The organism is Streptomyces misionensis (assembly GCF_007896895.1).
Taxonomy (GTDB): domain Bacteria; phylum Actinomycetota; class Actinomycetes; order Streptomycetales; family Streptomycetaceae; genus Streptomyces; species Streptomyces misionensis_A.
On sequence record NZ_VOGW01000060.1, the window covers coordinates 1 to 22,799 of the forward strand.

Here is a 22,799-nt window from a genome sequence, read left to right on the forward strand (position 1 = left end):
GTGCCGGCCGCGTACCAGCAGCTGGTGCAGAAGTGGGGGAACCTGTGCCCCGCGCTGAGCCCCGCGCTGCTGGCGGCGCAGCTGTACCAGGAGAGCGGCTGGAACCCGCGGGTGGTCAGCCCGGCCGACGCCCGGGGGATCGCGCAGTTCATCCCGAGCACCTGGGCGACGCACGGCATCGACGGCAACGGCGACGGCAAGCGGGACATCTGGGACCCGGCCGACGCCATCCCCTCGGCGGCGTCGTACGACTGCGAACTGGCCAAGTACGTCAAGGACGTGCCGGGCAACGTCTCCGACAACATGCTCGCCGCCTACAACGCCGGTGCCTACCGCGTCATCCAGTCGGGCGGGGTGCCGGCCATCAGCGAGACGCAGAACTACGTGCAGCGCATCCGCAGCCTCGCGGAGAGCTTCGCCGCGCCGCCCACCCGGCTCGACCCCACCCGGCAGGCCGCCGGCGCCATCGACTTCGCGCAGAAGAAGCTCGGCACGCCGTACCTGTGGGGCGGTGAGGGCACCGCCGCGCAGGGCGGGCGGTTCGACTGCTCGGGGCTGACCCAGGCCGCGTACCGGAGCGTCGGGATCTCGCTGCCGCGGGTGGCAAACGACCAGTACAACGCCGGCCCGCACCCCTCGCGCAGCCAGCTCCTCCCGGGCGACCTGGTGTTCTTCTCCCACGACCCCAACGATTCCCGGGCCATCCATCACGTGGGGATCTACGTCGGCGGCGGCTACATGATCGACGCGCCGCGGACGGGAGCCGTGATCCGGTTCGACCCGATCGACGGCGCCGATTATTTCGGTGCCACCCGGGTAACGGAAGATGGCGCAAAAGCGCTCCCCACGTCGGTGTAAACCGTGCGTGAACCTGCCCCCTGAGCTGCGATGATGAGTCTCTCTTCGGTAACGTCTGCGTGATCTTTCAGTGGAGAGTGGAACGTATTGGTGGTGACCGTGCGTTCCTGTTGACGTAGCCGAGCGGACGTCAGTACGGCGCAGTGCAGCGGAAGCGGATCTACGAACCACGGGGGTCGGTGCGACGCACACGAGGTGCGTCCGGGAAAACGACGAAGGGGCCGCAGCACCATGGCTGTACTCGCCGAATCCGGATCGAACCCCGACGTCGAACTGCTTTATGACATCAACGGGCTGGCCAAGGACGCACCGCACTGGTTCGACCGGATCATGGAGTTCGTGGGCGAGTACGGACTGCTGCTCGCGATGGTGCTGCTGGTGGTGTGGTGCTGGTGGTCCGTGCGCCGGCGGGGCACCGAGGACACGGCGTCCTCGATGGCCGCGCTGGTGTGGGCGCCGCTCGCGGCCGGGATCGCGGTGCTGGTGAACATCCCGATCCGGGGATTCGTGGAACGGCCGCGTCCCTTCGTGGACCATCAGGGACTCGACGTTCTCGTCGCCGGAAAGACGGACTTCTCCTTCGTCAGCGATCACGCCACCTTGACGATGGCGCTCGGCGTGGGCCTGTTCGTCGCCAACCGGAAATTCGGCATCGTCGGGATCGGCCTGGCGCTGCTGGAAGGGTTCTGCCGGGTCTTCATGGGCGTCCACTACCCGACGGACGTGATCGGCGGATTCGCCCTCGGCACGGCGGTGACCCTGCTTCTCGCCCCCCTGGCCTCGGCACTGCTCACCCCGCTGATGCGGGCGGTGGAACGCTCGCCCCGGGCCGGCCGGCTCGTGCGGCGCCGGGCCGCGGCCGGGGTCCCCGTGGTGCCGGGGGCGCGCCGGGCCGTGGAGCCGGCGGAACCGGAGGAACGGGACCTGGCGGCGTAGCGGTACGACGGCGGGGCGTTCACCGGCGCCGGCCGGGCGACCCGGGCCGACCGGCCGCCGGTGAACGCCCCCGCGAGCCCGGCCTGATCCGGACGAGAGGCCCTAAATCCCCTGCGCGTACGAGAAGAAGCGCTGCGGGTCGTACGCCGCCTTCACCTGCGCCAGCCGCGCCGCCGCGTCCCCGTAGTACGCCTTGCGCCAGTTCGTCAGCGTCGGGTCCGTGTAGTTCTGGTACGCCGCGCCGGAGGCGTGCGGGGCCATGGCCTGGTGGGCCGATGTCAGCCAGGACTGGGCGGTGGCGCCGGAGGAGCCCGCCGGCCAGGACGCGATGTACTGCGCGAGCATGCGCGAGCGGCGGTGGACGAAGGCCGTGGCCGTCGGCGCGACCCGGTTGACCGCGCCGCCCAGCGCGGTGAACGCGATGCTGCCCGCGCCGCCCCGCACGGAGGCGATCTGGCGGAGCACCGTCTGGATGCCCGCCGCGGACAGCGAGCGGTCGAAGAAGTCGGAGCGGGCCGCGTACGTCTCGCGGCCGAGCGCGCCCCGCGGGGAGCGGCCGGGCGTGGCGCCGGGCAGGTGGCACTGGGCCTGCGCGGAGAAGGAGGAGCAGCCGGCGTAGATCTCCATGGCCTGCTCGTAGCCCCGGCGGTGCAGGGAGACGGCGGAGGCGTCGGCGCCGGCCAGGTGGGCCAGGCGGTCCACGGCGTTCTGGAGTTCGCCGTACGTGCCGAGGGAGAAGCAGGAGACGGAGACGGCCGGGGTGCGCCCGGGCGAGCAGGACAGGTGCAGCGAGGACCAGATCTCGTCCGGCTGGCCCGGCCCCCACTCCTGCCAGGCCTTGAGCACCGCCGCCGCCTTCGGCCACGGCCAGGACAGGTACGCGGTCACCGCCTGCGGCGCCGGATGGGTCCTGAAGTGCAGCTCGGTGACGACGCCGAAGTTGCCGTTGCCCGCGCCGCGCAGCGCCCAGAAGAGGTCGGGGTGGTTCTTGGCGTCGGCGGTGAGCTGCTTGCCGTCGGCCGTGACCAGCGTGGCCTGGGTGAGGCTGTCGCAGGTCAGGCCGTAGGCGCGGGAGACGACACCGTGGCCGCCGCCGAGCACCAGGCCGGAGACGCCGACCGTGGGGCAGGAGCCCGCGGGTATGGTCACGCCCTTCGCGGCCAGCCCCCGGTAGACGTCGATCAGTTTGGCGCCGGCGCCGACCACCGCCTGGCCGCCGCTCACCCGGACGCCGTTCAGCCGGGAGACGTCCACGACGAGGCGGTTGTCGCCGGAGGAGTATCCGGCGTAGGAGTGGCCGCCGTTGCGGATCGACACCGGTATGTGCCGGGCCTTCGCGTACGACAGGACCGTGCGGATGTCGGCGGGGTGCGCGACGTAGGCGACCGCGGCGGGCCGCAGCCCGTCGAAGCGGGTGTTGTACAGCTGGTGGGCCGTCTTCCACTGGGCGTCGCCGGGGCGGACCAGGGTGCCGTCGAGGTCGTGGGCGAGGGCGCTCCAGTCCGCGGCGGCGCTCGCGGTGGTGGTCCGCATCGCCGTGAGCGACGAGGAGGGGCCCCCGGACGCGCCCGAGGGGTGTGCCGAGGCCGCGGCGGAGCGGCCCCCGCCCGCCCCGCACGCGGTCACTGCCGTCGCCAGCGCGGCCACGCCGCCCGAGATGAACGTACGCCGTTCCATGTGTCCGTCGCCTTTCCGCGGCCCTCATGGCCTCCGCGGGCCCCGTGACCCCCGTGGCCCCCGCGAATCGAGACGACGGCGCGCGCCGCGGGGTTCCCCCGTACGGGTGCCGGACGTCGCACGGGTGTCCGCCCGCCCGGTCGCCGGGATCCGGGCGTGGCCTCGCCGTGAGCATTCCGTTACCTCACCGGGCTGACGGCAGGGGTTCACCCGTCGTTCATTTACGGCCTTCGGCGGCTTCACCTGATCTGCCTAATTTCGGCCGTACCCGGTGCGGAGTGCGGTGATGGATGCGCTCCCGCACTCACGACTTCGCACGCCGCCGACAGCGGCGGCTCCTGGAAGGAACTCCCGAACGTGAAGCTTCAGCGCAAGAACCGGCTGCGCGCCCTGACTCTCGGTGCTGTCGCCGTCTCCGGCGCCCTGGCCCTGACGGCGTGCGGCTCCGACGACAACGGTGGCGGTTCCAAGGCCTCGGGCAACCCGTCCTCGGCCGCCAACGCTTCCTCGATCAAGTGCGACGGCGCCAAGGGGCAGCTGCTCTCCGACGGTTCTTCCGCGCAGAAGAACGCGATCGACGCCTGGGTGAAGAACTTCTCGCAGGCCTGTGGCGTGCAGATCAACTACAAGGCCGGCGGCTCCGGCGCGGGCGTGACCTCCTTCACCCAGGGCCAGATCCCGTGGGCGGGCTCCGACTCGGCGCTCAAGCCCGAAGAGGTCGCCGCGTCCAAGAAGGTCTGCTCCGGCGGCCAGGGCATCGACCTGCCGATGGTCGGCGGCCCGATCGCCATCGGCTACAACCTGAACGGCGTGGACAACCTGGTCCTCGACGCCCCGACGCTCGCCAAGATCTTCGACGGCAAGATCACCAACTGGAACGACCAGGCGATCAAGAAGCTGAACCCCTCGGCGAAGCTTCCCGACCTGAAGATCCAGGCCTTCCACCGCTCGGACGACTCCGGCACCACGGACAACTTCACCAAGTACCTGATCGCCACCACCCCGGACAACTGGAAGTACTCCGGCGGCAAGACCTGGCAGGCCAAGGGCGGCCAGTCCGCCGCGCAGTCCTCCGGCGTGGCCCAGCAGGTCAAGCAGACCAACGGCGCCATCGGCTACTTCGAGCTGTCCTACGTCGGCGACGGCATCAAGCCGGTCAGCATCGACACCGGTGCGGCCCAGCCGGTCGCCCCCAGCACCGACAGCGCCACCAAGGCCATCGCCGACGCCAAGGTCGTCGGCACCGGCAGCGACCTCTCGCTGAAGCTGAACTACAACACCAAGGCCGACGGCGCCTACCCGATCACCCTGGTGACGTACGAGATCGCCTGCGACAAGGGCAACAAGGCCGACACGCTGCCCACCGTCAAGTCCTTCCTCAACTACATGGCGTCCGAGGACGGCCAGAAGCTGCTCAGCGGCATCGACTACGCGCCGATGCCCGACGCGATCATCAGCAAGGTCCGCAGCACCATCGCGACCCTGAGCTGACCTGATCCGAAAGTGCGGCCCGGTTCCCACGGCCTCCCCGCGGGCCGGGCCGCACCGTCCGGTGCACCGCCGCCACGAGCCGCGCTCCCCCTTCGGGCGAGCGGCTCCGCAGACCGGAGAACCCGATGGACACAACGAAGACAACCGACGCCCCTCCCCCCACGTCCCAGCCGCCCGCGAACGTCCAGAAGCGTGTGAACCGCGGCGCCACCCGCCCCGGCGACCGCGTCTTCCTCGGCCTGTCCCGCGGCTCCGGCATCCTGCTGCTGGTGATCATGGCCGCGATCGCGGTCTTCCTCACCTACCGCGCGTCCCTCGCGATCAGCAAGGACCACGGCAACTTCCTGACCACCTTCGAGTGGAACACCAACCTGGTCCCGCCGTCCTTCGGCATCGCGGTCCTGGCCTTCGGCACGGTGGTCTCCTCGGTCATCGCCATGGTCCTGGCCGTGCCGGTCGCGGTCGCCATCGCGCTGTTCCTCACCCACTACGCCCCGCGCCGGATGAGCGGCCCCGTCGCGTACGTGATCGACCTGCTCGCCGCCGTGCCGTCCATCGTCTACGGCCTGTGGGGCGCCCTGATCCTCGTACCGCACCTGAACGGCCTGTTCGGCTGGCTCGACGAGTACCTCGGCTGGACCGGCATCTTCTCCTGGCAGGGCGGCGCGCCCCGCTCGATGCTCACCGTGGGCATCCTGCTGGCGATCATGATCCTGCCGATCATCACCAACGTGAGCCGCGAGGTCTTCCGGCAGGTCCCGCAGATGCACGAGGAGGCCGCCCTGGCCCTCGGCGCCACGCGCTGGGAGGTCGTCCGCATGTCGGTGCTGCCCTTCGGCCGCTCCGGCGTGATCTCCGCCTCGATGCTCGGCCTCGGCCGCGCCCTCGGCGAGACGATGGCCGTGGCCACCGTGCTGTCCCCGACCTTCGACATCCAGACCAGCCTGCTCGACCCGGGCGGCGGCACCTTCGCCCAGAACATCGCCAGCAAGTTCGGCGAGGCGACGCAGGACGGCCGGGACGCGCTGATCGCCTCCGGCCTCGTCCTGTTCGTCATCACCCTGCTGGTCAACGGCGCGGCCCGCGCGATCATCGCCCGCCGCAAGGAGTACTCGGGGGCCAACGCATGAGCACCGCAGCCGTCACCGACAAGCGCGGCAGCTCGCTGCGCAGCGCCAGCCTGCCGAAGTGGTCGCCGTGGGCGATCGCCGGCGGCTCGATCGTGGTCGCGATCGGCATCGGCGCGGGCGCCGGGCTGACCAGCCACATCCAGTGGGGCCTGATCGCCGCGCTGCTGTTCGTCCTCGGCACGTACGTCATCGCCTCCGCGGTGGAGGGCCGGCGGCAGGCCAAGGACCGCATCGCCACCTCGCTGGTGTGGGTCGCCTTCCTGCTCGCCGTGGTCCCGCTGGTCTCGCTGATCTGGACCACCGTCAAGCGCGGTGTGAAGGTCCTCGACCCGTACTTCCTGACGCACTCCATGGGCGTCGTCGCCGACTCCGAGCCGGGCGGCGGCATCTACCACGCGATCATCGGCAGCCTGGAGCAGGTCGGCCTCGCCACCCTGATCGGCGCCCCGGTCGGCGTGCTCACCGCGATCTACCTGGTGGAGTACGGCCGCGGCGGCCTCGCCCGCGCGGTCACCTTCTTCGTCGACGTGATGACGGGCATCCCGTCGATCGTCGCCGGCCTGTTCATCCTCAGCCTGATGCTGATGGCCGACATGCAGCCCTTCGGCTTCGCCGGCTCGCTGGCCCTGGCCATCCTGATGATGCCGGTGGTGGTCCGCTCCACGGAGGAGATGCTCAAGCTCGTGCCGAACGAGCTGCGCGAGGCGTCGCTGGCGCTCGGCGTGCCCAAGTGGCGCACCATCCTCAAGGTGGTCCTGCCGACCTCCATCGGCGGCATCACCACGGGCATCATGCTGGCCATCGCCCGTATCGCGGGCGAGACGGCGCCGGTCCTGCTGCTGGTGTGGGGCAACTCCTTCATCAACAACAACCCGTTCTCGGGTGCCCAGCAGGCGCTGCCGCTGTACATCTACCAGCAGTACTCGCAGAGCTCCGGTTCCACGGCGGCGTACGACCGCGCCTGGGCGGCCTCGCTCACGCTGATCGCCTTCGTGATGATCCTCAACCTGGCGGCCCGCGGCATCGCCCGCTGGAAGGCCCCGAAGACCGGTCGCTGACGCGGCCTCAGCGACTGACGGAAGTGAAGCAAGCAATGGCCAAGCGAATCGACGTAAGCGGACTGACCGCGTACTACGGCACCCACAAGGCGATCGAGGACATCTCGATGACGGTCGAGCCGCGCTCGGTGACGGCGTTCATCGGGCCGTCCGGCTGCGGCAAGTCGACGTTCCTGCGCACGCTCAACCGCATGCACGAGGTCACCCCGGGCGGCCGGGTCGAGGGCAAGGTGCTCCTCGACGACGAGGACCTGTACGGCACCGGGGTGGACCCCGTGTCGGTGCGGCGCGAGGTGGGCATGGTCTTCCAGCGCCCCAACCCCTTCCCCACGATGTCGATCTTCGACAACGTGGCGGCGGGCCTGCGGCTGAACGGCAACTACAAGAAGAGCGAGCTGAACGACATCGTCGAGAAGTCGCTCAAGGGCGCGAACCTCTGGAACGAGGTGAAGGACCGCCTGAACAAGCCGGGCTCCGGTCTCTCCGGTGGCCAGCAGCAGCGGCTGTGCATCGCGCGGGCGATCGCCGTCGAGCCGAAGGTGCTGCTGATGGACGAGCCGTGCTCTGCGCTGGACCCGATCTCGACCCTCGCCATCGAGGACCTGATCGGCGAGCTGAAGGAGCGCTTCACGATCGTCATCGTGACGCACAACATGCAGCAGGCGGCGCGTGTCTCCGACCGCACGGCCTTCTTCAACCTCGCGGCGGTCGGCCAGCCCGGCCGGCTGATCGAGATCGACGACACCGAGCGGATCTTCTCCAACCCGTCGGTGCAGGCGACGGAGGACTACATCTCCGGCCGCTTCGGCTGAGCCGGCACGAACCCCTCGCGGTGCTGCATGGCGGTGCCACCGCGAGGACGCGAAGGGCCCGCCCCTGGCTCCCGGGGGCGGGCCCCTTCGCGTGCGAGGCCGCGGCCGCCCCCGGGACGCGGAACGCCCACCCGCCGACAGGCGGGTGGGCGCAGTGGGCCGGGAAGGACTAGAGCACCGTCAGCTTGACGAGCCCGAAGACCAGGGCGGCGACCAGGGCCGCGGCCGGCATGGTGATGAACCAGCCCAGGACGATGTTCTTGGCCACGCCCCAGCGCACCGCGTTCAGCCGCTTCGTCGCGCCGACGCCCATGATGGCCGAGGTGATGACGTGGGTCGTGGAGATCGGCGCCTTGAAGAGGTACGCCGTGCCGAACATGATCGACGCGCCGGTCGCCTCCGCCGCGAAACCCTGCGGCGGGTCCAGCTCGATGATCTTGCGGCCCATGGTGCGCATGATCCGCCAGCCGCCCGCGTACGTACCGAGCGACATCATGATGGCCGAGACCAGCTTCACCCAGACCGGGATCGGGTCGCCGAACGTCTCGTTGCCGGCGATCACCAGCGCCATCACCACGACACCCATCGTCTTCTGGGCGTCCTGGAGGCCGTGGCCGAGCGCCATGCCCGCCGCCGAGACGGTCTGGGCTATGCGGAAGCCCCGCTTGGCCTTGTGCGGGTTGGTGCGCCGGAACAGCCACATGATCAGCAGCATCACCAGGTAGCCGACGACCAGACCGACCACCGGCGACAGGAACATCGGCACGATGACCTTGTCGACCACGCCGTCCCAGTGGACCGCCGTCCCGCCCGCGAGCGCCGCGCCCACCAGGCCGCCGAACAGCGCGTGCGAGGAGGACGAGGGCAGACCGAAGTACCAGGTGGTCAGGTTCCAGACGATCGCGCCGATGAGCGCGGCGAAGAGGATGCCCATCCCCAGCCCGCCCGAGGGCGTCTCGATCAGGCCCTCGCTGACCGTCTTGGCGACGCCGGAGCCGAGGAACGCGCCGGCGAGGTTCATCACCGCGGCCATCGCCAGCGCCGCCCGCGGGGTCAGCGCGCGCGTGGAGACCGAGGTGGCGATCGCGTTCGCCGAGTCGTGGAAGCCGTTGGTGTACGTGAAGAGGAGCGCGACCGCGACGGTCACGATCAGAGCCAGGGTGTCCATCGACGCCTCAGGACTCCTTGACGGCGATGGTCTCCACCGTGTTCGCCACGTGCTCGAAAGCGTCCGCCGCCTCTTCCAGCACATCCACGATCTGCTTGAGCTTCAGCACCTCGATGGCGTCGTACTTGCCGTTGAAGAGGTGGGCCAGCAGCTTGCGGTGGATCTGGTCGGCCTGGTTCTCCAGACGGTTGACCTCGATCCAGTACTCGGTGAGGTTGTCCATGGTGCGGAGGTTCGGCATCGCCTCCGCGGTCAGCTCGGCCGCGCGGGCCAGCACCTCGATCTGCTGCTCGACGCCCTTGGGCAGTTCCTCGACGTTGTAGAGGACGACGAGGTCGACGGCCTCCTCCATGAAGTCCATGATGTCGTCCAGGGAACCGGCGAGGGCGTAGATGTCCTCGCGGTCGAACGGCGTGATGAACGAGGAGTTGAGCTGGTGGAAGATCGCGTGCGTGGCGTCGTCACCTGCGTGTTCCGCTGCCCGCATGCGCTCCGCGATCTCGGCTCGGGCGGAGGAGTCCGCCCCGAGCAGTTCCATCAGGAGTTTCGAGCCGGTGACGATGTTGTCCGCGGATGCGGCGAACATGTCGTAGAAGCTCGTCTCCCTGGGGGTCAGACGAAAGCGCACGTGGGGTCCTCGGGGTGCTTCGGTTTCGGTCAGGCTGATGCTAGGCGCATCATCCGGCCACGGCTATCGGGCCGCCCTCCAGTGTCGCCCATCAAGCACAGCGATCATCACGGGGGCGTACCAAGGCCCCCATACCCAGCAAAATTCGGTACCATATACCCAGTAGGGGTATGCCGGGCGGTATGTCCCCCGGTGTGTGACCGAAAACACCCGTCCCGAGATGGAGGCCCGCGATGACGACGACCGAGGCCGGCGCCACGGCACCCTCCGAGCACACGGACGGCGCCGAACACGTCACGCACGGCTATCACAAGCAGAAGGACGAGCACCTCAAGCGGCTGCGCCGGATCGAGGGGCAGATCCGGGGTCTGCAGCGGATGGTCGACGAGGACACCTACTGCATCGACATACTCACCCAGGTCTCCGCCTCCACCAAGGCGCTGCAGTCCTTCGCGCTCCAGCTGCTGGAGGAGCATCTGCGGCACTGCGTGGCGGACGCGGCCCTCGCGGGCGGGAACCAGATCGACGAGAAGGTGGACGAGGCGACGAAGGCGATCGGCCGGCTGCTGCGCACCTGAGCCCCGCCGCCGTCCGGTCCCGCTTCGGGCGTTCCCGGCGCGCGCCGCGCGTTCACTCCGCGCGGCGCTCGCGTTCTCGCCGTTCGACGCGGAGCACCTCGTCGATGCTCTCCAGGCTGAGCCGGTCCTCGGCGGCCGAGGCCGCGATGATCAGCTCGCCGCACAGCTCGATCTCGGCGAGGGCCACGTGGTCCTGAACCGCCGTACCGCCGACCGCCGCCACCCGCCTCACCTCTTCCCTGCCGTCACCGAACTCCTAGGGTAGGCAGCGTCTTACCTACCGCGCATGGCACGGACGGGCTACTTACGGGTTGCCGCCTGGGACTAGTGCGGGCCGGGAACTCGGCCGGAATCAGGCCCCGTTGGTGCCGGCGTCCTCCGCGATCCGGCCCGCGTAGATGTCCCGCTCGCGCGGCAGGGCCACGACGGCGGGGGCGCCGAAGCCGTACAGCAGGGTGGTCGAGGCGACCGCCACCGGGGTCTTCTGCCGGCCGTTGACGAAGCTGAAGCGCTGGCGCAGCTTGCGCAGCCGGCCCTGGCCGTCCAGGTAGGCGTCGAAGGGCACCTCGGCCGTGGCGAACCCTTTCGCCGCCGCGGTCAGGGACCGCCGTACGTCGGCCGGGGCGTGCCGGGCCGCGCGGGCCAGGTCCGCGGTGCCCCGGTAGTGCCGCACGGGGGTGCCGCCGACCTCGGCGCGGCCGACGTAGGCCGCCTCCCGGGTGCCGCGCAGCACCTCGGCCGCCGCGTAGGGGTCGGTGACGCCGCCGGTGACGAGATTGCCGTCGGAGAGCGTGGCCGTCTCCACCCGTACCCATTTGTCGGCGGGCACCCCGGCCCCCCGGTTCTTCATGAACAGGGCGCCGGGCGCGAGGAGTTCGGTGATGGGCCGGTGCTCGGCGGCGCCGGTCGGGTCCTCGGGGAGGACGACGGTGAGCCGGCCGAGCCGGTGGACGTAGTCGTAGACGCCCTTGCCGCGGATGGTGACCCGGGTGCCGCCGGTGGCCATCTCCATGGCGGTACTGGCCTTGGAGGTGCGCGCGGCGCGCAGGGTGTCGGCGGCGCCGGCCAGCAGGGCGACCGGATCGCCCGCGCCGCTGCGCACGCCCTCGGCGGCGGCGCCGCGGCCGGAACAGCCGGTGGCGCCCGCTCCCAGGGCGAAGGTGGCGAGGGTGACGCCCAGTGCGACGGCCGTCCTGCCCGTGTGTCTGTGCTGCCGCCGTTCCATCGTCTGCCTTCCCCCAGCCGGTACGTCCGTCACGGGCCCCTGTCGTCCCGGTTAACGACGGGTAGGGGACTGCCGTCACGCCCCTGCCCGGGGGGTCCTCGGTACCGTGGACGTCGTGGCGCAGCAGGACGGACAGGATCATCTGACGACGACGACCGAGCAGGGCCGCTTCTGCGTGGCCCGGTGCAGCTGCGGCTGGCGCGGCCCGGCCCGCAGGGCCCGCAGCCAGGCCCGTACGGACGCGGCGGCGCACGCGGGACAGGCCGCGTCCGCGGAGAGCGAGCCGCTCTAAGGCCGTTCCCCGAGCACGCCCAGCAGCGCGTCCACCAGCTCGCGGTCGTGGGCGTGGGTGAGACGGGCGCGGGCGGCGGCGGGGGCCAGCCACAGGACGCGGTCGACCTCGTGGTTGGGGACGAAGCCGCCCGCGGCCGCCTCGGCCGCCCAGTAGCGCACCTGCTTGGGGCGGTCGGCCACCGCGTAGCGCAGGGTGGGTAGTTCCGCGCCCGGCTCGGCCGTGTACCCGGTCTCCTCCACGACCTCGCGCAGCGCACCCGCGAGCGCGTCCTCGCCGGGTTCGAGCTTGCCCTTGGGGTGCGACCAGTCGTCGTACTTGGGCCGGTGCACCAGGCACAGCTCCAGGGCGCCGCCGGCCGGGGCGCGGCGCCACAGGACGCAGCCCGCCGCCAGGATCGGGGTGTCGCTCACACCGCCTCCACCGTCTCCTTCAGCCAGGCCCGCTGGAACGCGAACCGGGACGCCTCCACCTCGTGCCGCTGATCGGCGTGGAGCACGCCGAGAGCGTACGCCGTCGCCGGGGTGATCCGGGGGGTGCGGGCCGCCTGGGCCGCCGCGGCGGCGGCCTCGGAGGCGTCGCGGTGCCGGTTCAGGGCCTGGCCGGCGGTCAGCAGCCGGGCATCGACGGGGGTGTCGCCGTGCAGCACCTCCCGGGCGTACCGGTGCAGGCGCATCAGCAGGCGGACCTGGTGCCAGGGGCCGTCCTGGGGGTGCGGGGACGGGTCCGGGGACAGGCCGTGGACCAGGGCCTGAGCGTTGTAGGGGTGGCCCGCGGTGAGCAGGGGCAGGGCGGCGACGGCGTCCGTCAGGCGCTCCTGCGCGGCGGCTGCCAGCGGGTGCAGCTCGGTGGCGGGGGCGGCCGGGACGAGGGGAACCTCGCTGGCCAGTACGGCGACCTTGTCGGCGACGGCGTGGAAGCGGCTGGAGCCCAGCGCCTGGAGGGCGGTGGAGTGGGCCCTGGTCCGGGCGAGGGTGAGCTGCCGGTCGAGCAGCGCACCGGCCTTGGCGGCGCCGACGGTGAGGCTGGCGCGGTCCGCCGCGGTGGCCGGCGGACCCCCGGCGGGGCCGGCCGGTCCCGCCGCCGCGGCCGGCCGGCCCGGCAGCGCCGTCGCCCCGGACAGCCGGTGCAGCGCCTGCAACAGCCGTTCCAGGCGGGCCTCGTAGGCGTGCTCCAGGGCCAGGGTGCCGGACACCCAGGCCAGTTCGGGGCGCATCGACTCCGCCCAGGCGGCATCGAGGAGCGGGCGGTAGGTGTGCAGGCTGGCGCTGATGCGGCGGGCCGAGCGGCGCAGGGCGCGGGCCGCGTCGACGGACTCCTCGCCGCCGCCCGCGGTGCCGCCGGTCTCCCGGTGCAGCCGCAGGGCGCGCAGGAATTCCGTGGCCCGGGCGCGCAGATAGCCCGCGAGGGCGTCCCCGGTCGCCGTGCCGGCCGTGGGGTCCGTCGGGTCAAGGTGTTGCTGTGCCACGCCGGCGCCTCCGGGCGTCTATGAGCATCTCCTGGATGTTGCGCAGGGGCTGGCCGTCCGCGTCGGTCGCGTGCCGCGTCCACTCGCCGTCCGGGCCGAGGTGCCAGGAGGCGGTGGTGTCGGACATGCCGGTGTCCAGCAGCCGGTTGAGGGCCGCGCGGTGGCCGGGGTCCACGACCCGCACCAGGGCCTCGATCCGCCGGTCGAGGTTGCGGTGCATCATGTCGGCGCTGCCGATCCACACCTCGGGCTCGCCGCCGTTGCCGAAGGCGAACACCCGGGAGTGCTCCAGGAAGCGGCCGAGCACGGAGCGGACCCGGATGTTCTCCGAGAGCCCGGGCACGCCGGGCCGGATCGCGCAGATGCCGCGGACCCAGACGTCCACCGGCACGCCCGCCTGGGAGGCCCGGTAGAGGGCGTCGACGACCGCCTCGTCCACCATCGAGTTGACCTTGATGCGGACGAACGCGGGGCGGCCCGCACGGTGGTGCTGGGCCTCCTTGTCGATCCGCGAGATCAGGCCGTCGCGCAGGGACTTGGGGGCGACGAGGAGCCGGCGGTAGGTCTCCCGGCGGGAGTAGCCGGACAGCCGGTTGAACAGGTCGGAGAGGTCCGCGCCGACCTGGGGGTCCGCGGTGAGCAGGCCGAGGTCCTCGTAGAGGCGGGCCGTCTTGGGGTGGTAGTTGCCGGTGCCGACGTGGCTGTAGCGGCGCAGGGTGTCGCCCTCCTGGCGGACCACCAGCGACAGCTTGCAGTGCGTCTTCAGGCCGACCAGGCCGTAGACGACGTGGCAGCCGGCCTCCTCCAGCTTCTTCGCCCACTTGATGTTGGCGTGCTCGTCGAAGCGGGCCTTGATCTCGACCAGGACCAGCACCTGCTTGCCGGACTCGGCCGCGTCTATCAGCGCGTCCACGATCGGGGAGTCGCCGGAGGTGCGGTACAGGGTCTGCTTGATCGCGAGGACGTCCGGGTCGTCGGCGGCCTGCTGGAGGAAGGCCTGCACGGAGGTGGAGAAGCTGTCGTACGGGTGGTGCAGCAGCACGTCCCGCTGGCGCAGCGCCGCGAAGATGTCGGGCGCGGAGGCGGACTCGACCTCGGCGAGGTCGCGGTGGGTGCCCGCGACGAACTTGGGGTACTTCAGCTCGGGCCGGTCCAGGCCGTGGATGCGGAACAGGCCGGTGAGGTCGAGCGGGCCGGGCAGCGGGTAGACCTCGGCCTCGGAGATCTTCAGCTCGCGCACCAGCAGGTCGAGCACCTCGCGGTCGATGGACTCCTCGACCTCCAGACGCACCGGCGGCCCGAAGCGGCGCCGCATCAGCTCCTTCTCCAGGGCCTGGAGGAGGTTCTCGGCGTCGTCCTCCTCGACCTCCAGGTCCTCGTTGCGGGTGAGCCGGAAGGCGTGGTGCTCCAGCACCTCCATGCCCGGGAACAGCTCTTCGAGGTGCGCGGCGATGACGTCCTCGACGGGGACGTACCGGCCGGGGCTGGACTCCAGGAAGCGGGAGAGCAGCGGCGGGACCTTGACGCGCGCGAAGTGCTTGTGGCCGCTGACGGGGTTGCGCACGACGACGGCCAGGTTCAGGGACAGGCCGGAGATGTAGGGGAAGGGGTGCGCGGGGTCGACGGCCAGCGGGGTGAGGACCGGGAAGATCTGGTGCCGGAAGAGCGTGAACAGGCGGGCCTGTTCCTTGTCGGTCAGCTCGTTCCAGCGGACCAGGTGGATGCCCTCCTCGGCGAGCGCGGGGGCGACGTCCTCGTGGTAGCAGGCGGCGTGCCGGGCCATCAGCTCGCGCGAGCGGGCCCAGATCATCTCCAGCACCTCGCGCGGCTGGAGGCCGGAGGCGGAGCGGGTGGCCACACCGGTGGCGATGCGGCGCTTCAGCCCGGCGACCCGGACCATGAAGAACTCGTCCAGGTTGCTGGCGAAGATCGCGAGGAAGTTGGCGCGCTCCAGCAGGGGCGTGTCCGGGTCCTCGGCCAGCTCCAGGACGCGTTCGTTGAAGGCGAGCCAGCTGCGCTCCCGGTCCAGGAAGCGGCCCTCGGGCAGCGGGGCGCCGCCGGCCCCGGCCTCCTCGTACGCGTCGAGATCCGCGTCGATGTCGGGGGCCAGGTCGGAGACCGCGGGGACCACCGTGTGCGGGCGGTGCGCGGCGATGGAGCCCACGGGGGGCTGCGGGTGCTGTGCCTCTGCCTGGGTGTCTTGCTGGCTCATGGACCCATTCTTCCGCGCGACCGGGGTCACAGGCGCGTCGGAACGTGCGGGCGGGAGCGTCACGGTCCCGTTCCCCGCGGGCCCCTCGGGGGGCGGCGAAGGCTCTGGCACGTCGGGTCTCATTGGCCGAGCGTCGCAAGCCCGTCTGAATCGACGGTTACGGCGACATGACGTGCGGGATAGCGGGGGGCGGCCCCCGAGGGTCCCCGGCCCAGTGCCCGACGCGGTTCTTCCGGGCCCGACGGAGTTCCTCCGGGCCCGACCGCGGCCGAGCGGGACCGTACCCGCCGACCGCGGCCGAGCGGGACCGTACGGCCGCGGCGGGCGGTGTACGGTCCCGTGGCCGTGCGGGGAGGGGTCAGGCGGTCTTCGCCGTCCTCGCCGTCCTCGGGGAGCGCAGTGCGCCGGTGTGGTGGCGCAGGGTCAGGAAGCAGGCGGTGACCAGGAGCGCGGTGACGGCCAGGAACAGCGCGCTGGTGGTGAGCTGGAGCGGCCAGAAATGGGAGGCCGGGTGGAAGACGTCGTAGCGCCCGACGAAGTCCTTGTACGCCGCGTCGCAGCCGGCCGGGCTGTCGCAGGACGGGGCCGGCACATGGGCGCCGCCGCGGGTCACCATGCCCTGGTCGACGCCGAGGCCGTCGCCGGGGACGAACCGGTCCACGGAGCCCGTGCGGGTGACCGCGGGCCACAGGTGGGGCAGCGCCAGTTCGGCCAGCCCCCGCACCGCACCGGTCACCAGGACGCCGATGACCAGCGCGGGCAGCGCCCGGCGCACCAGCAGGCCGGCCAGGGCGCCGGCCGCGAGACCGGCGAGGGTGAGGGCCGCGAGGGTGGGGCCGTTCGCATGGAAGGTGAAGCGGTCGTACCACTCCTTGGCGGAGTCGATCCGGTCCTCGCCCGCGGCCCAGGCGAGGTGGTGCAGCCGGCTCAGCAGGCCGGTGCAGACCAGGAGGCCGAGCGCCGGGACGGCGAGGCGTACCGTCAGCCAGCCGGCCGGGGAGGTGGACTGTGTCCAGGCGAGCCGGGCGGTGCCCGACTCCAGCTCGCGGCCGGTCAGCGCGGCGCCCGCCCAGGCGGCCACCACGAAGGGCAGCAGGTTCAGCGCGATGGTGGCGTAGTTGTAGTAGTCCTTGTAGCGCATGATCGCGGCCTGGTCGTAGCTGCACCGCGGGCTCATGCCGCACGCCCCGTACTGCCGCCAGCCCTCGGCCGCCGCGTCCACCAGCGGGCCGGCGAGGGCGAGCAGCAGGGCGGCCAGGACGACCGCCAGGGCGACCCAGGCGCAGAGGGCGGGCCGGTGCAGCCGCAGCAGCCAGCGGGTCTGCCGGGGCCGCTCGGGGGACGGGGTCGTCAGGGTCAGGGCGCTCATGCGGCACGCTCCTCGGTCAGGCTCGGTGCGTTGGGGCTGCGCAGATGGGCGAGGACGAGTTCCTCCAGGGAGGGCGCGGTGGCGCGCCAGCCGTCGGTGAGCGGTCCGGCGGGGCGGATCAGCGCGCTGAGCTGGCGGCCGGTGACGCGGGACTCCACCACGGTGTGCGGGCCGAGGTCGGCGTCCGCGGCGGCGCCGCTGATCCGCAGATGGGCGGCGAGCAGCTCGTCGATCTCGCCGGCCAGCCGGACCCGGCCGCCGCCGACCAGCAGCAGGTGGTCGCAGGAGTCCTCCAGTTCCGCGACGACGTGCGAGGACAGCACGATCGTGGTGCCGTACCGCGCGACCTGTCCCATCAGGGTGCCCATCAGGTCGTGCCGGGCCAGCGGGTCGAGGTCGGCCATCGGCTCGTCGAGGAGCAGCAGTTCGGGCCGCTTGCCGAGGGCGAGGGCGAGCGCGACGCGGGTGCGCTGGCCGCCGGAGAGGGTGCGCACGCGGGCCGCGGGGTCCAGGTCGCCGCCCGCGACGACGCCCTCGGCGACGGCCGGGTCCCAGCGCTCGGGGTTGAGCGCGGCGCCCATGCGCAGCGTCTCGGCGACGGTGAGCTGGGGGTAGAGGGGCTTGTCCTGGGCGAGGTAGCCGACCCGGGGGCGGGCCTCGGCCGGGGTGGTGCCGAGGACGGTGAGAGCGCCCTCGGTGGGGGCCGTCAGCCCGGCGGCGAGGGCCAGGAGGGTGGACTTGCCGGCTCCGTTGGGCCCCACGAGGGCACACACGCGTCCGGCGGGCAGCCGGAACGCGCAGTCCCGCAGGGCCCAGCCGCCGCGGCGGCCGAACCTCTTCCCCAGAGCGTCGGCCCGCAGGGCCGTGTCGCTGCTCATGACGGATCTCCCTGGAAGTGCTTGTCGAGTACGGCGGTGAAGAGGGCGGCCACGTCGTCCCGCTCCAGGCCGCCCGCGCGGGCGCGCCGGGCCCACTCCTCCAGCTCCGCGCGCAGCGGGGAGTCGGCCGGGGCGGCGCCCAGCGACCGGCGGACGAAGGTGCCGAGCCCCCGCCGCGCCTCGACCAGGCCCTCCCGCTCCAGTTCGCGGTAGGCCTTGAGGACGGTGTTCGGGTTGATGGCGGTGGCCTCGACGACCTCCCGGGCCGTCGGCAGTTTGTCCCCGGGGCGCAGCAGCCCGAGGCGCAGGGCCTGCTTGGTCTGCTGGACGATCTGGACGTACGTGGCGACACCGCTGTGCCGGTCGATGCGATATTCGACCACGCGCGAAACACCCTTTCACTAATTGAGTAGTGAAAGGGTGCTGCAAGAGAGGGGCGGCCGTCAAACCCGGCCGCCCCTGGTCCCGCGCCGCTGTCTTCCGTCACCTCACGTTTCGGTGCGGTACATCAGGTCCGTCTCGTAGGTGCGGAAGCCCAGCCGCTCGTACACCGCCACCGCGGCCAGGTTGTCGGCGTCCACGTAGAGCATCGCGGTCGGCAGGCCCTGCGCGGCGAGGTGGCGCAGGCCGATGGCGGTGAGCGCCTTGCCGAGGCCGCCGCCCTGCTCGCCGGGGCGGACCCCGAGGACGTAGACCTCGCCGAGGCCCTCCTCGGCGTGCACCTTGGTCCAGTGGAAGCCGATCAGCTCCCCGCGCCGTTCGGCGAGGAAGAAGCCGGCCGGGTCGAACCACGGCTGGTCCTTGCGGTCGTCCAGGTCCCGCTGGGTCAGCGAGCCCTGCTCGGGGTGGTGGGCGAACGCGTCCGCGTTGACCGCGAGCCAGGCGCTGTCGTCCTTGCCGGGCACGAAGGTGCGCACGGTCACGCCCTCCGGCAGCCGCGGCTCGGACAGTTCGAGGTCGGTCAACGACCGCCGCATCTGCCGCAGTTCGCGGAACAGGGTCAGGCCGAGGACCTGGGCGAGATGGCGGGCGGCGGGGTGCCCGCCGTGCGCCCACACCCGCAGGCGCTTGCCGGAGGCGGCGAGCAGGGCCGCGCCGAGCGCCCGGCCGTGCCCGTGCCCCCGGCGCGCGGGGTGGACGACGAGTTCCGCGGCCGGTGCCTCGACCGGGTCGGTGTCCTCCAGCTGGGCGTAGCCGACGAGTTCGCCGTCGACGTGCAGCAGCAGATGCGTGACGCCCTCGCGGGCACCCCCGCGCAGTTGCAGCCGGCCCTGCTCGGACACCGGCTGCTGCCCGTCGACCCGCGCGGCCTCGCCGAGCAGGGTGAGCACGGCCTCGGCCTGGTCCGGGGTGAGCGCGGAATGGGTCTCGATGGAGCGGGCGGGAAAGGCCCGTACGGTGTCGTCGCTGCTCATGTGTACGAGGGTACGGGGCGGGCGCGGGCGGCGGGCGGAAGTGGCGCGGACACCGGACACGGCGTCCGCGCGCGTGCCCCGCGCCTCCCGCGGCCGCTCCCGGCCTATCCCGCCGCCTCGGCCACGGCCGTCTCCGGCGGCGGCACCGGCGCCCCCGGCAGCCGGACCGTCACCAGCGTGCCGCCGCCCTCCGCGCGGGCCAAGGCGACCTCGCCGCCGGACTGTTGCACCGTACGGGCGACGATGGACAGGCCGAGGCCGGAGCCGGGCAGCGCGCGGGCGCTCGGGGAGCGCCAGAACCGGTCGAAGACGTACGGGAGTTCGTCCTCGGGAACGCCGGGACCGTGGTCGCGGACGGTGAGCACGCCCTCGGCGAGGCGGACCTCGACGGTGCCGCCCTCGGGGCTGAACTTCACCGCGTTGTCGAGGACGTTCACCACGGCCCGCTCCAGCGCGGACGGTTCCCCGCGCACGAACCAGGGCTCCAGGTCCGCCGTGATGGTCAGCTCGGGGCCGCGCAGCCGGGCCCGGCGCAGGGCCGCCTCCACGGTGTCCTGGAAGGAGACCACCTGGACCCGCTCGCCGTGCTGGCCCTCCGACCGGGACAGCTCCTGCAAGTCGCCGATCAACGAGGCGAGTTCGGTCATCTGGGCCTTCACCGAGGCCAGCAGCGCCTTGCGGTCCTCGGGGGGCAGCGGGCGGCCCGTCTCCTCGCTGCGGGTGAGCAGTTCGATGTTGGTGCGCAGCGAGGTCAGCGGGGTGCGCAGTTCGTGCCCGGCGTCCGCGATCAGCTGCTGCTGGAGCTCCCGGGAACCGGCCAGGGAGGCCGTCATGGAGTTGAACGACCGGGACAGCCGGGCCACCTCGTCCTCGCTCTCCTCCTCCACCGGGATCCGGATGGTCAGGTCCTCGGTGCGGGCCATGTGCTCCACGGCCTCGGTGAGCTTGTCCACCGGGCGCAGTCCGGCCCGGGCCACCGCGAGGCCCGCGGCCCCCGCGCCCAGCACGCCCACCCCGGACACCAGCAGCAGGACGAGCGCCAGGTCGTTGAGGGTCTTCTCGGTGTTCTTGAGGGGGACGCCGATCATCATGGCCGCCCCGGGGTACAGCTGCGGGCCCACGTTGGTGTCGATCACGAGCGGCATGGTGAGCACCCGGACGTCGTTGCCGTTCGTGTCCGTGCCGTTGCGCAGGATGCCGTCGCCGTGGGTGACGGAGTCGCGCACCACCACCCGGTCGGCCTCGGTGGTCTTCACGGTCCCCGCGGAGTCGCTGGGCACGCACGGCGTGCCGTCCGGCTTCACCAGCTGGGTGTAGACGGTCTCCCGGGACCGCAGGACGCCGTAGGGGGAGGTGTCGGCCGGCTTCTGCGGACACGCGGAGAGCAGGTTGTACACCGTCTCCGCGGCCGGACGCGGCGCCGTTCTGCGCAGATCGTTGTCGACCTGTTCGTACAGCTTGCCCTGCACGATGAACCAGCAGGTCACCGAGACCGCCGCCACCGCGAACGCCACCGCCGCCGCGACCAGCACGGCCAGCCGGGCCCTGATCGGCAGCGAACGGTAGCGCCGCAGGAGTCGGCTCACTCGGCGCCGCCCTGCCGCAGGACGTAGCCGACGCCCCGCACGGTGTGCACGAGCCGGGGCTCCCCGCCCGCCTCGGTCTTGCGCCGCAGGTACATCACATAGACGTCGAGCGAGTTCGAGGACGGCTCGAAGTCGAAGCCCCACACCGCCTTGAGGATCTGCTCGCGGGTGAGGACCTGGCGCGGGTGCGCCATGAACATCTCCAGCAGCGTGAACTCGGTGCGGGTCAGTTCGACCTGCCGGCCGCCCCGGGTCACCTCCCGGGTCGCCAGGTTCATGCGCAGGTCGCCGAAGGTGAGGGCCTCGTCCGCCTGGGCCTCGGGCGAGACGGCCGCCGCGTAGGAGCTGCGCCGCAGCAGGGCGCGGATGCGGGCGAACAGCTCGTCCAGCTCGAAGGGCTTGACGAGGTAGTCGTCGGCGCCCGCGTCCAGGCCGGTCACCCGGTCGCCGACCGTGTCGCGGGCGGTGAGCATGAGGATCGGCAGGGTGTCCCCGCCGCCCCGGATGCGGCGGGCCGCCGTCAGACCGTCCATCCGGGGCATCTGGATGTCGAGGACGACCAGGTCCGGCTTGTACGCCGCGGCCTTCTCCAGCGCGTCCGCGCCGTCGACGGCGACCTCGGTGTCGTACCCCTCGAAGGCGAGACTGCGCTGGAGCGCCTCGCGTACGGCCGGCTCGTCGTCGACGATCAGGATGCGCTGGGTGTCACGGTCGCCTTCGGCGGGGCTCATGCTCGCGATTCCTTGTGGAGGTGGAGGTGGGGGTCGGGTTGTCCGTGTTCGGGTGTCCTGGTCCGCTGTCCTACAGCCTCCCATGGTGCCGGGCCGGGAGGCCTGGACGCCAAGGGTCAGACGCCGAGGACCGCCAGGCTGCCCATGCCGGTCAGCCGGTGCAGCGGCACCTTGCGGCGGTGGGGGCGGTCGGCGGAGCTGCGGCGCAGGCCCATCAGCTGGGGCACCGGCGTCGGGATGATCTCCGGGGCGCGCGGGGCGGGGGCGGCCGGCGCGTGCAGTTGCCGTGCGACCGCGAGGGCGAGGGAGACGTCGGCCGGGGCACGGCCCGCTTCCTGGTGGAAAACCTGGGTGATCATCATGATGTTCCTCCAGACACTGCAGACACTGCGAGTGACGCCGGGGCGGGCCCGAGGGCGCGCGAGCCCGGCATGATCCGAACGAGAGGCCCTAGTTCTGCCCGCCCGACCGCAGCTTGGCCAGGTCGGACTTGACCGTGTTGACGGGGATCGCGAAGCCGAGGCCGATGCTGCCCGCGTCCGAGGACGAGGACTGCTGCTGGCTCGACGAGTACATCGCGGAGTTGATGCCGATGATGTTCCCGGCCGCGTCGATCAACGCGCCGCCCGAGTTGCCGGGGTTGAGGGAGGCGTCCGTCTGGATCGCCTTGTACGTGGTGGTGGAGGAGCCGGTGTCGCCGTTGAACTGGCGGCCGCCGAACTGGAACGGCCACTGTCCGTCGCCGCCCGTGCCCTGCCCCTGGCTCTCGTCGGTGGGCACGGTGACGTCCCGGTCGAGCGCGGAGACGATGCCGCTGGTGACGGTGCCGGTCAGGCCCTCGGGGGAGCCGATCGCCACGACCGAGTCGCCGACCTGCACGCTGCTGGAATTGCCGAGGTTCGCCGTCTTCAGCCCGGAGGCGCCCTCCAGCTTGCTCAGCGCGAGGTCCTTGGAGCGGTCGGTGCCGACGACGTCGGCGGTGTAGGCGTGGCCGTCGCTGGTGCGCACCTTGACCGACTGCGCGCCCGCGATCACATGGTTGTTGGTGACGATCTCCCCGTTGCCCGAGATGATCACGCCGGAGCCGGTGGAGGAGCCGTTGTCGAGGGTGGCGTTGATCTCCACCACGCTCGGGCTGACCGCGGCCGCGATGGCGGCGACGTCGCCCCGCTTGCCCGCCGGCACCGCGTTGGTGCTGGTCCCGGTGGCGGTCACGGAGTCCTTGCCGGTCAGCTCCTGGAAGCCGTACGCGGTGGCGCCGCCGACCGCCGCGGCGACGATGGCGAC

At 72.1% G+C, this 22,799-nt stretch carries 24 protein-coding genes; 8 read left to right on the forward strand and 16 right to left on the reverse strand.

What is annotated here, in order from left to right; all coding sequences use genetic code 11:
• Together FRZ03_RS10745 and FRZ03_RS10750 are read left to right on the forward strand one after the other, a co-directional pair.
• On the forward strand, positions 1-858 hold an 858-nt coding region (locus FRZ03_RS10745), incomplete at its 5' end, for a C40 family peptidase (protein WP_146464920.1).
• Between the two features lie 231 nt (positions 859-1,089).
• Complete coding sequence (locus FRZ03_RS10750; protein ID WP_146464921.1) at positions 1,090-1,794, forward strand: phosphatase PAP2 family protein; 705 nt, start codon at positions 1,090-1,092, stop codon at positions 1,792-1,794.
• 102 nt (positions 1,795-1,896) lie between these two features.
• Here the strand turns inward: FRZ03_RS10750 and FRZ03_RS10755 are convergent, their stop codons facing one another.
• Entirely contained in the window at positions 1,897-3,471 is a 1,575-nt protein-coding gene (locus tag FRZ03_RS10755; RefSeq protein ID WP_146464922.1) for an FAD-binding oxidoreductase, read from the reverse strand.
• A 357-nt stretch (positions 3,472-3,828) separates the two neighbouring features.
• On the opposite strand from FRZ03_RS10755, the gene pstS reads away from it, so the two are divergent.
• The 4 genes from pstS (at position 3,829) to pstB (ending at position 7,962) form a co-directional block, all read left to right on the forward strand.
• Positions 3,829-4,962, forward strand: coding sequence for a phosphate ABC transporter substrate-binding protein PstS (gene pstS, locus FRZ03_RS10760; RefSeq protein WP_146464923.1), 1,134 nt, complete (start codon positions 3,829-3,831; stop codon positions 4,960-4,962).
• Between the two features lie 125 nt (positions 4,963-5,087).
• On the forward strand, positions 5,088-6,092 hold the full coding sequence (pstC, locus tag FRZ03_RS10765; RefSeq protein WP_146464924.1) for a phosphate ABC transporter permease subunit PstC: 1,005 nt from the start codon (positions 5,088-5,090) through the stop codon (positions 6,090-6,092).
• Positions 6,089-7,150, forward strand: coding sequence for a phosphate ABC transporter permease PstA (gene pstA, locus FRZ03_RS10770; RefSeq protein WP_146464925.1), 1,062 nt, complete (start codon positions 6,089-6,091; stop codon positions 7,148-7,150). Before pstC ends, pstA begins: the two co-directional genes overlap by 4 nt.
• A gap of 35 nt (positions 7,151-7,185) precedes the next feature.
• The gene (pstB, locus tag FRZ03_RS10775; RefSeq protein ID WP_146464926.1) at positions 7,186-7,962 is read left to right on the forward strand and encodes a phosphate ABC transporter ATP-binding protein PstB; all 777 of its coding nucleotides are present in this window, start codon (positions 7,186-7,188) and stop codon (positions 7,960-7,962) included.
• Between the two features lie 169 nt (positions 7,963-8,131).
• Here the strand turns inward: pstB and FRZ03_RS10780 are convergent, their stop codons facing one another.
• Together FRZ03_RS10780 and FRZ03_RS10785 are read right to left on the reverse strand one after the other, a co-directional pair.
• Positions 8,132-9,130 (reverse strand): inorganic phosphate transporter, encoded by a 999-nt coding sequence (locus FRZ03_RS10780; protein WP_146464927.1) that lies wholly within the window; start codon positions 9,128-9,130, stop codon positions 8,132-8,134.
• A gap of 7 nt (positions 9,131-9,137) precedes the next feature.
• Positions 9,138-9,758, reverse strand: coding sequence for a DUF47 domain-containing protein (locus tag FRZ03_RS10785; RefSeq protein ID WP_015493282.1), 621 nt, complete (start codon positions 9,756-9,758; stop codon positions 9,138-9,140).
• A 233-nt stretch (positions 9,759-9,991) separates the two neighbouring features.
• Here FRZ03_RS10785 and FRZ03_RS10790 point away from each other — a divergent pair, with 233 nt between their 5' ends.
• Complete coding sequence (locus FRZ03_RS10790; protein WP_070025122.1) at positions 9,992-10,336, forward strand: metal-sensitive transcriptional regulator; 345 nt, start codon at positions 9,992-9,994, stop codon at positions 10,334-10,336.
• Between the two features lie 52 nt (positions 10,337-10,388).
• Here the strand turns inward: FRZ03_RS10790 and FRZ03_RS39020 are convergent, their stop codons facing one another.
• Both FRZ03_RS39020 and FRZ03_RS10795 read right to left on the reverse strand, forming a co-directional pair.
• Positions 10,389-10,568, reverse strand: a complete 180-nt coding sequence (locus tag FRZ03_RS39020; protein WP_186785350.1) for a hypothetical protein — start codon at positions 10,566-10,568, stop codon at positions 10,389-10,391.
• Positions 10,569-10,688: 120 nt separating this feature from the next.
• Positions 10,689-11,561: an SCO4651 family lipoprotein gene (locus FRZ03_RS10795; RefSeq protein ID WP_146464928.1), complete on the reverse strand. Its 873-nt coding sequence runs from the start codon at positions 11,559-11,561 to the stop codon at positions 10,689-10,691.
• A gap of 115 nt (positions 11,562-11,676) precedes the next feature.
• Here FRZ03_RS10795 and FRZ03_RS10800 point away from each other — a divergent pair, with 115 nt between their 5' ends.
• Positions 11,677-11,853 (forward strand): hypothetical protein, encoded by a 177-nt coding sequence (locus FRZ03_RS10800; protein ID WP_315902638.1) that lies wholly within the window; start codon positions 11,677-11,679, stop codon positions 11,851-11,853.
• On the opposite strand, the gene FRZ03_RS10805 is transcribed toward FRZ03_RS10800, so the two are convergent.
• From FRZ03_RS10805 to FRZ03_RS10855, 11 genes are all read right to left on the reverse strand, one after another.
• Positions 11,850-12,266 (reverse strand): NUDIX hydrolase, encoded by a 417-nt coding sequence (locus FRZ03_RS10805; protein WP_146464930.1) that lies wholly within the window; start codon positions 12,264-12,266, stop codon positions 11,850-11,852. The two genes, FRZ03_RS10800 and FRZ03_RS10805, sit on opposite strands and share 4 nt — an antisense overlap.
• Positions 12,263-13,321 carry a CHAD domain-containing protein gene (locus FRZ03_RS10810; RefSeq protein ID WP_146464931.1) on the reverse strand — a complete coding sequence of 353 codons (1,059 nt, stop codon included), beginning with the start codon at positions 13,319-13,321 and terminating at the stop codon, positions 12,263-12,265. Before FRZ03_RS10810 ends, FRZ03_RS10805 begins: the two co-directional genes overlap by 4 nt.
• Positions 13,302-15,656 (reverse strand): RNA degradosome polyphosphate kinase, encoded by a 2,355-nt coding sequence (locus FRZ03_RS10815; protein ID WP_186785351.1) that lies wholly within the window; start codon positions 15,654-15,656, stop codon positions 13,302-13,304. Before FRZ03_RS10815 ends, FRZ03_RS10810 begins: the two co-directional genes overlap by 20 nt.
• Before the next feature lie 235 nt (positions 15,657-15,891).
• Entirely contained in the window at positions 15,892-16,902 is a 1,011-nt protein-coding gene (locus FRZ03_RS10820; RefSeq protein WP_146464933.1) for an ABC transporter permease, read from the reverse strand.
• Positions 16,899-17,780 (reverse strand): ABC transporter ATP-binding protein, encoded by an 882-nt coding sequence (locus FRZ03_RS10825; RefSeq protein ID WP_146464934.1) that lies wholly within the window; start codon positions 17,778-17,780, stop codon positions 16,899-16,901. Before FRZ03_RS10825 ends, FRZ03_RS10820 begins: the two co-directional genes overlap by 4 nt.
• Positions 17,777-18,163, reverse strand: a complete 387-nt coding sequence (locus tag FRZ03_RS10830) for a GntR family transcriptional regulator (RefSeq protein WP_146464935.1) — start codon at positions 18,161-18,163, stop codon at positions 17,777-17,779. Before FRZ03_RS10830 ends, FRZ03_RS10825 begins: the two co-directional genes overlap by 4 nt.
• Before the next feature lie 105 nt (positions 18,164-18,268).
• Positions 18,269-19,195, reverse strand: a complete 927-nt coding sequence (gene mshD, locus FRZ03_RS10835) for a mycothiol synthase (protein WP_146464936.1) — start codon at positions 19,193-19,195, stop codon at positions 18,269-18,271.
• Positions 19,196-19,299: 104 nt separating this feature from the next.
• Positions 19,300-20,781 carry a HAMP domain-containing sensor histidine kinase gene (locus FRZ03_RS10840; protein ID WP_146464937.1) on the reverse strand — a complete coding sequence of 494 codons (1,482 nt, stop codon included), beginning with the start codon at positions 20,779-20,781 and terminating at the stop codon, positions 19,300-19,302.
• A complete protein-coding gene (locus FRZ03_RS10845; protein WP_146464938.1) occupies positions 20,778-21,512 on the reverse strand; it encodes a response regulator transcription factor in 735 nt (244 codons plus the stop codon). The genes FRZ03_RS10840 and FRZ03_RS10845 overlap by 4 nt, the downstream gene beginning before the upstream one ends.
• Positions 21,513-21,628: 116 nt before the next feature.
• Positions 21,629-21,874 carry a hypothetical protein gene (locus tag FRZ03_RS10850; RefSeq protein WP_315902639.1) on the reverse strand — a complete coding sequence of 82 codons (246 nt, stop codon included), beginning with the start codon at positions 21,872-21,874 and terminating at the stop codon, positions 21,629-21,631.
• A gap of 88 nt (positions 21,875-21,962) precedes the next feature.
• Positions 21,963-22,799 (reverse strand): S1C family serine protease (locus FRZ03_RS10855; RefSeq protein WP_146464963.1); only part of this gene is annotated, 837 nt, incomplete at its 5' end.

Bases quoted from the DNA above. Each gene is read 5' to 3' on its own strand.
- FRZ03_RS10750 (WP_146464921.1), top strand. From the start codon at position 1,090: ATGGCTGTACTCGCCGAATCCGGATCGAACCCCGACGTCGAACTGCTT.
- FRZ03_RS10755 (WP_146464922.1), bottom strand. From the start codon at position 3,471: ATGGAACGGCGTACGTTCATCTCGGGCGGCGTGGCCGCGCTGGCGACG.
- pstC (WP_146464924.1), top strand. From the start codon at position 5,088: ATGGACACAACGAAGACAACCGACGCCCCTCCCCCCACGTCCCAGCCG.
- pstA (WP_146464925.1), top strand. From the start codon at position 6,089: ATGAGCACCGCAGCCGTCACCGACAAGCGCGGCAGCTCGCTGCGCAGC.
- pstB (WP_146464926.1), top strand. From the start codon at position 7,186: ATGGCCAAGCGAATCGACGTAAGCGGACTGACCGCGTACTACGGCACC.
- FRZ03_RS10780 (WP_146464927.1), bottom strand. From the start codon at position 9,130: ATGGACACCCTGGCTCTGATCGTGACCGTCGCGGTCGCGCTCCTCTTC.
- FRZ03_RS10790 (WP_070025122.1), top strand. From the start codon at position 9,992: ATGACGACGACCGAGGCCGGCGCCACGGCACCCTCCGAGCACACGGAC.
- FRZ03_RS10795 (WP_146464928.1), bottom strand. From the start codon at position 11,561: ATGGAACGGCGGCAGCACAGACACACGGGCAGGACGGCCGTCGCACTG.
- FRZ03_RS10815 (WP_186785351.1), bottom strand. From the start codon at position 15,656: ATGAGACCCGACGTGCCAGAGCCTTCGCCGCCCCCCGAGGGGCCCGCG.
- FRZ03_RS10820 (WP_146464933.1), bottom strand. From the start codon at position 16,902: ATGAGCGCCCTGACCCTGACGACCCCGTCCCCCGAGCGGCCCCGGCAG.
- FRZ03_RS10825 (WP_146464934.1), bottom strand. From the start codon at position 17,780: ATGAGCAGCGACACGGCCCTGCGGGCCGACGCTCTGGGGAAGAGGTTC.
- mshD (WP_146464936.1), bottom strand. From the start codon at position 19,195: ATGAGCAGCGACGACACCGTACGGGCCTTTCCCGCCCGCTCCATCGAG.
- FRZ03_RS10845 (WP_146464938.1), bottom strand. From the start codon at position 21,512: ATGAGCCCCGCCGAAGGCGACCGTGACACCCAGCGCATCCTGATCGTC.
- FRZ03_RS10850 (WP_315902639.1), bottom strand. From the start codon at position 21,874: ATGATGATCACCCAGGTTTTCCACCAGGAAGCGGGCCGTGCCCCGGCC.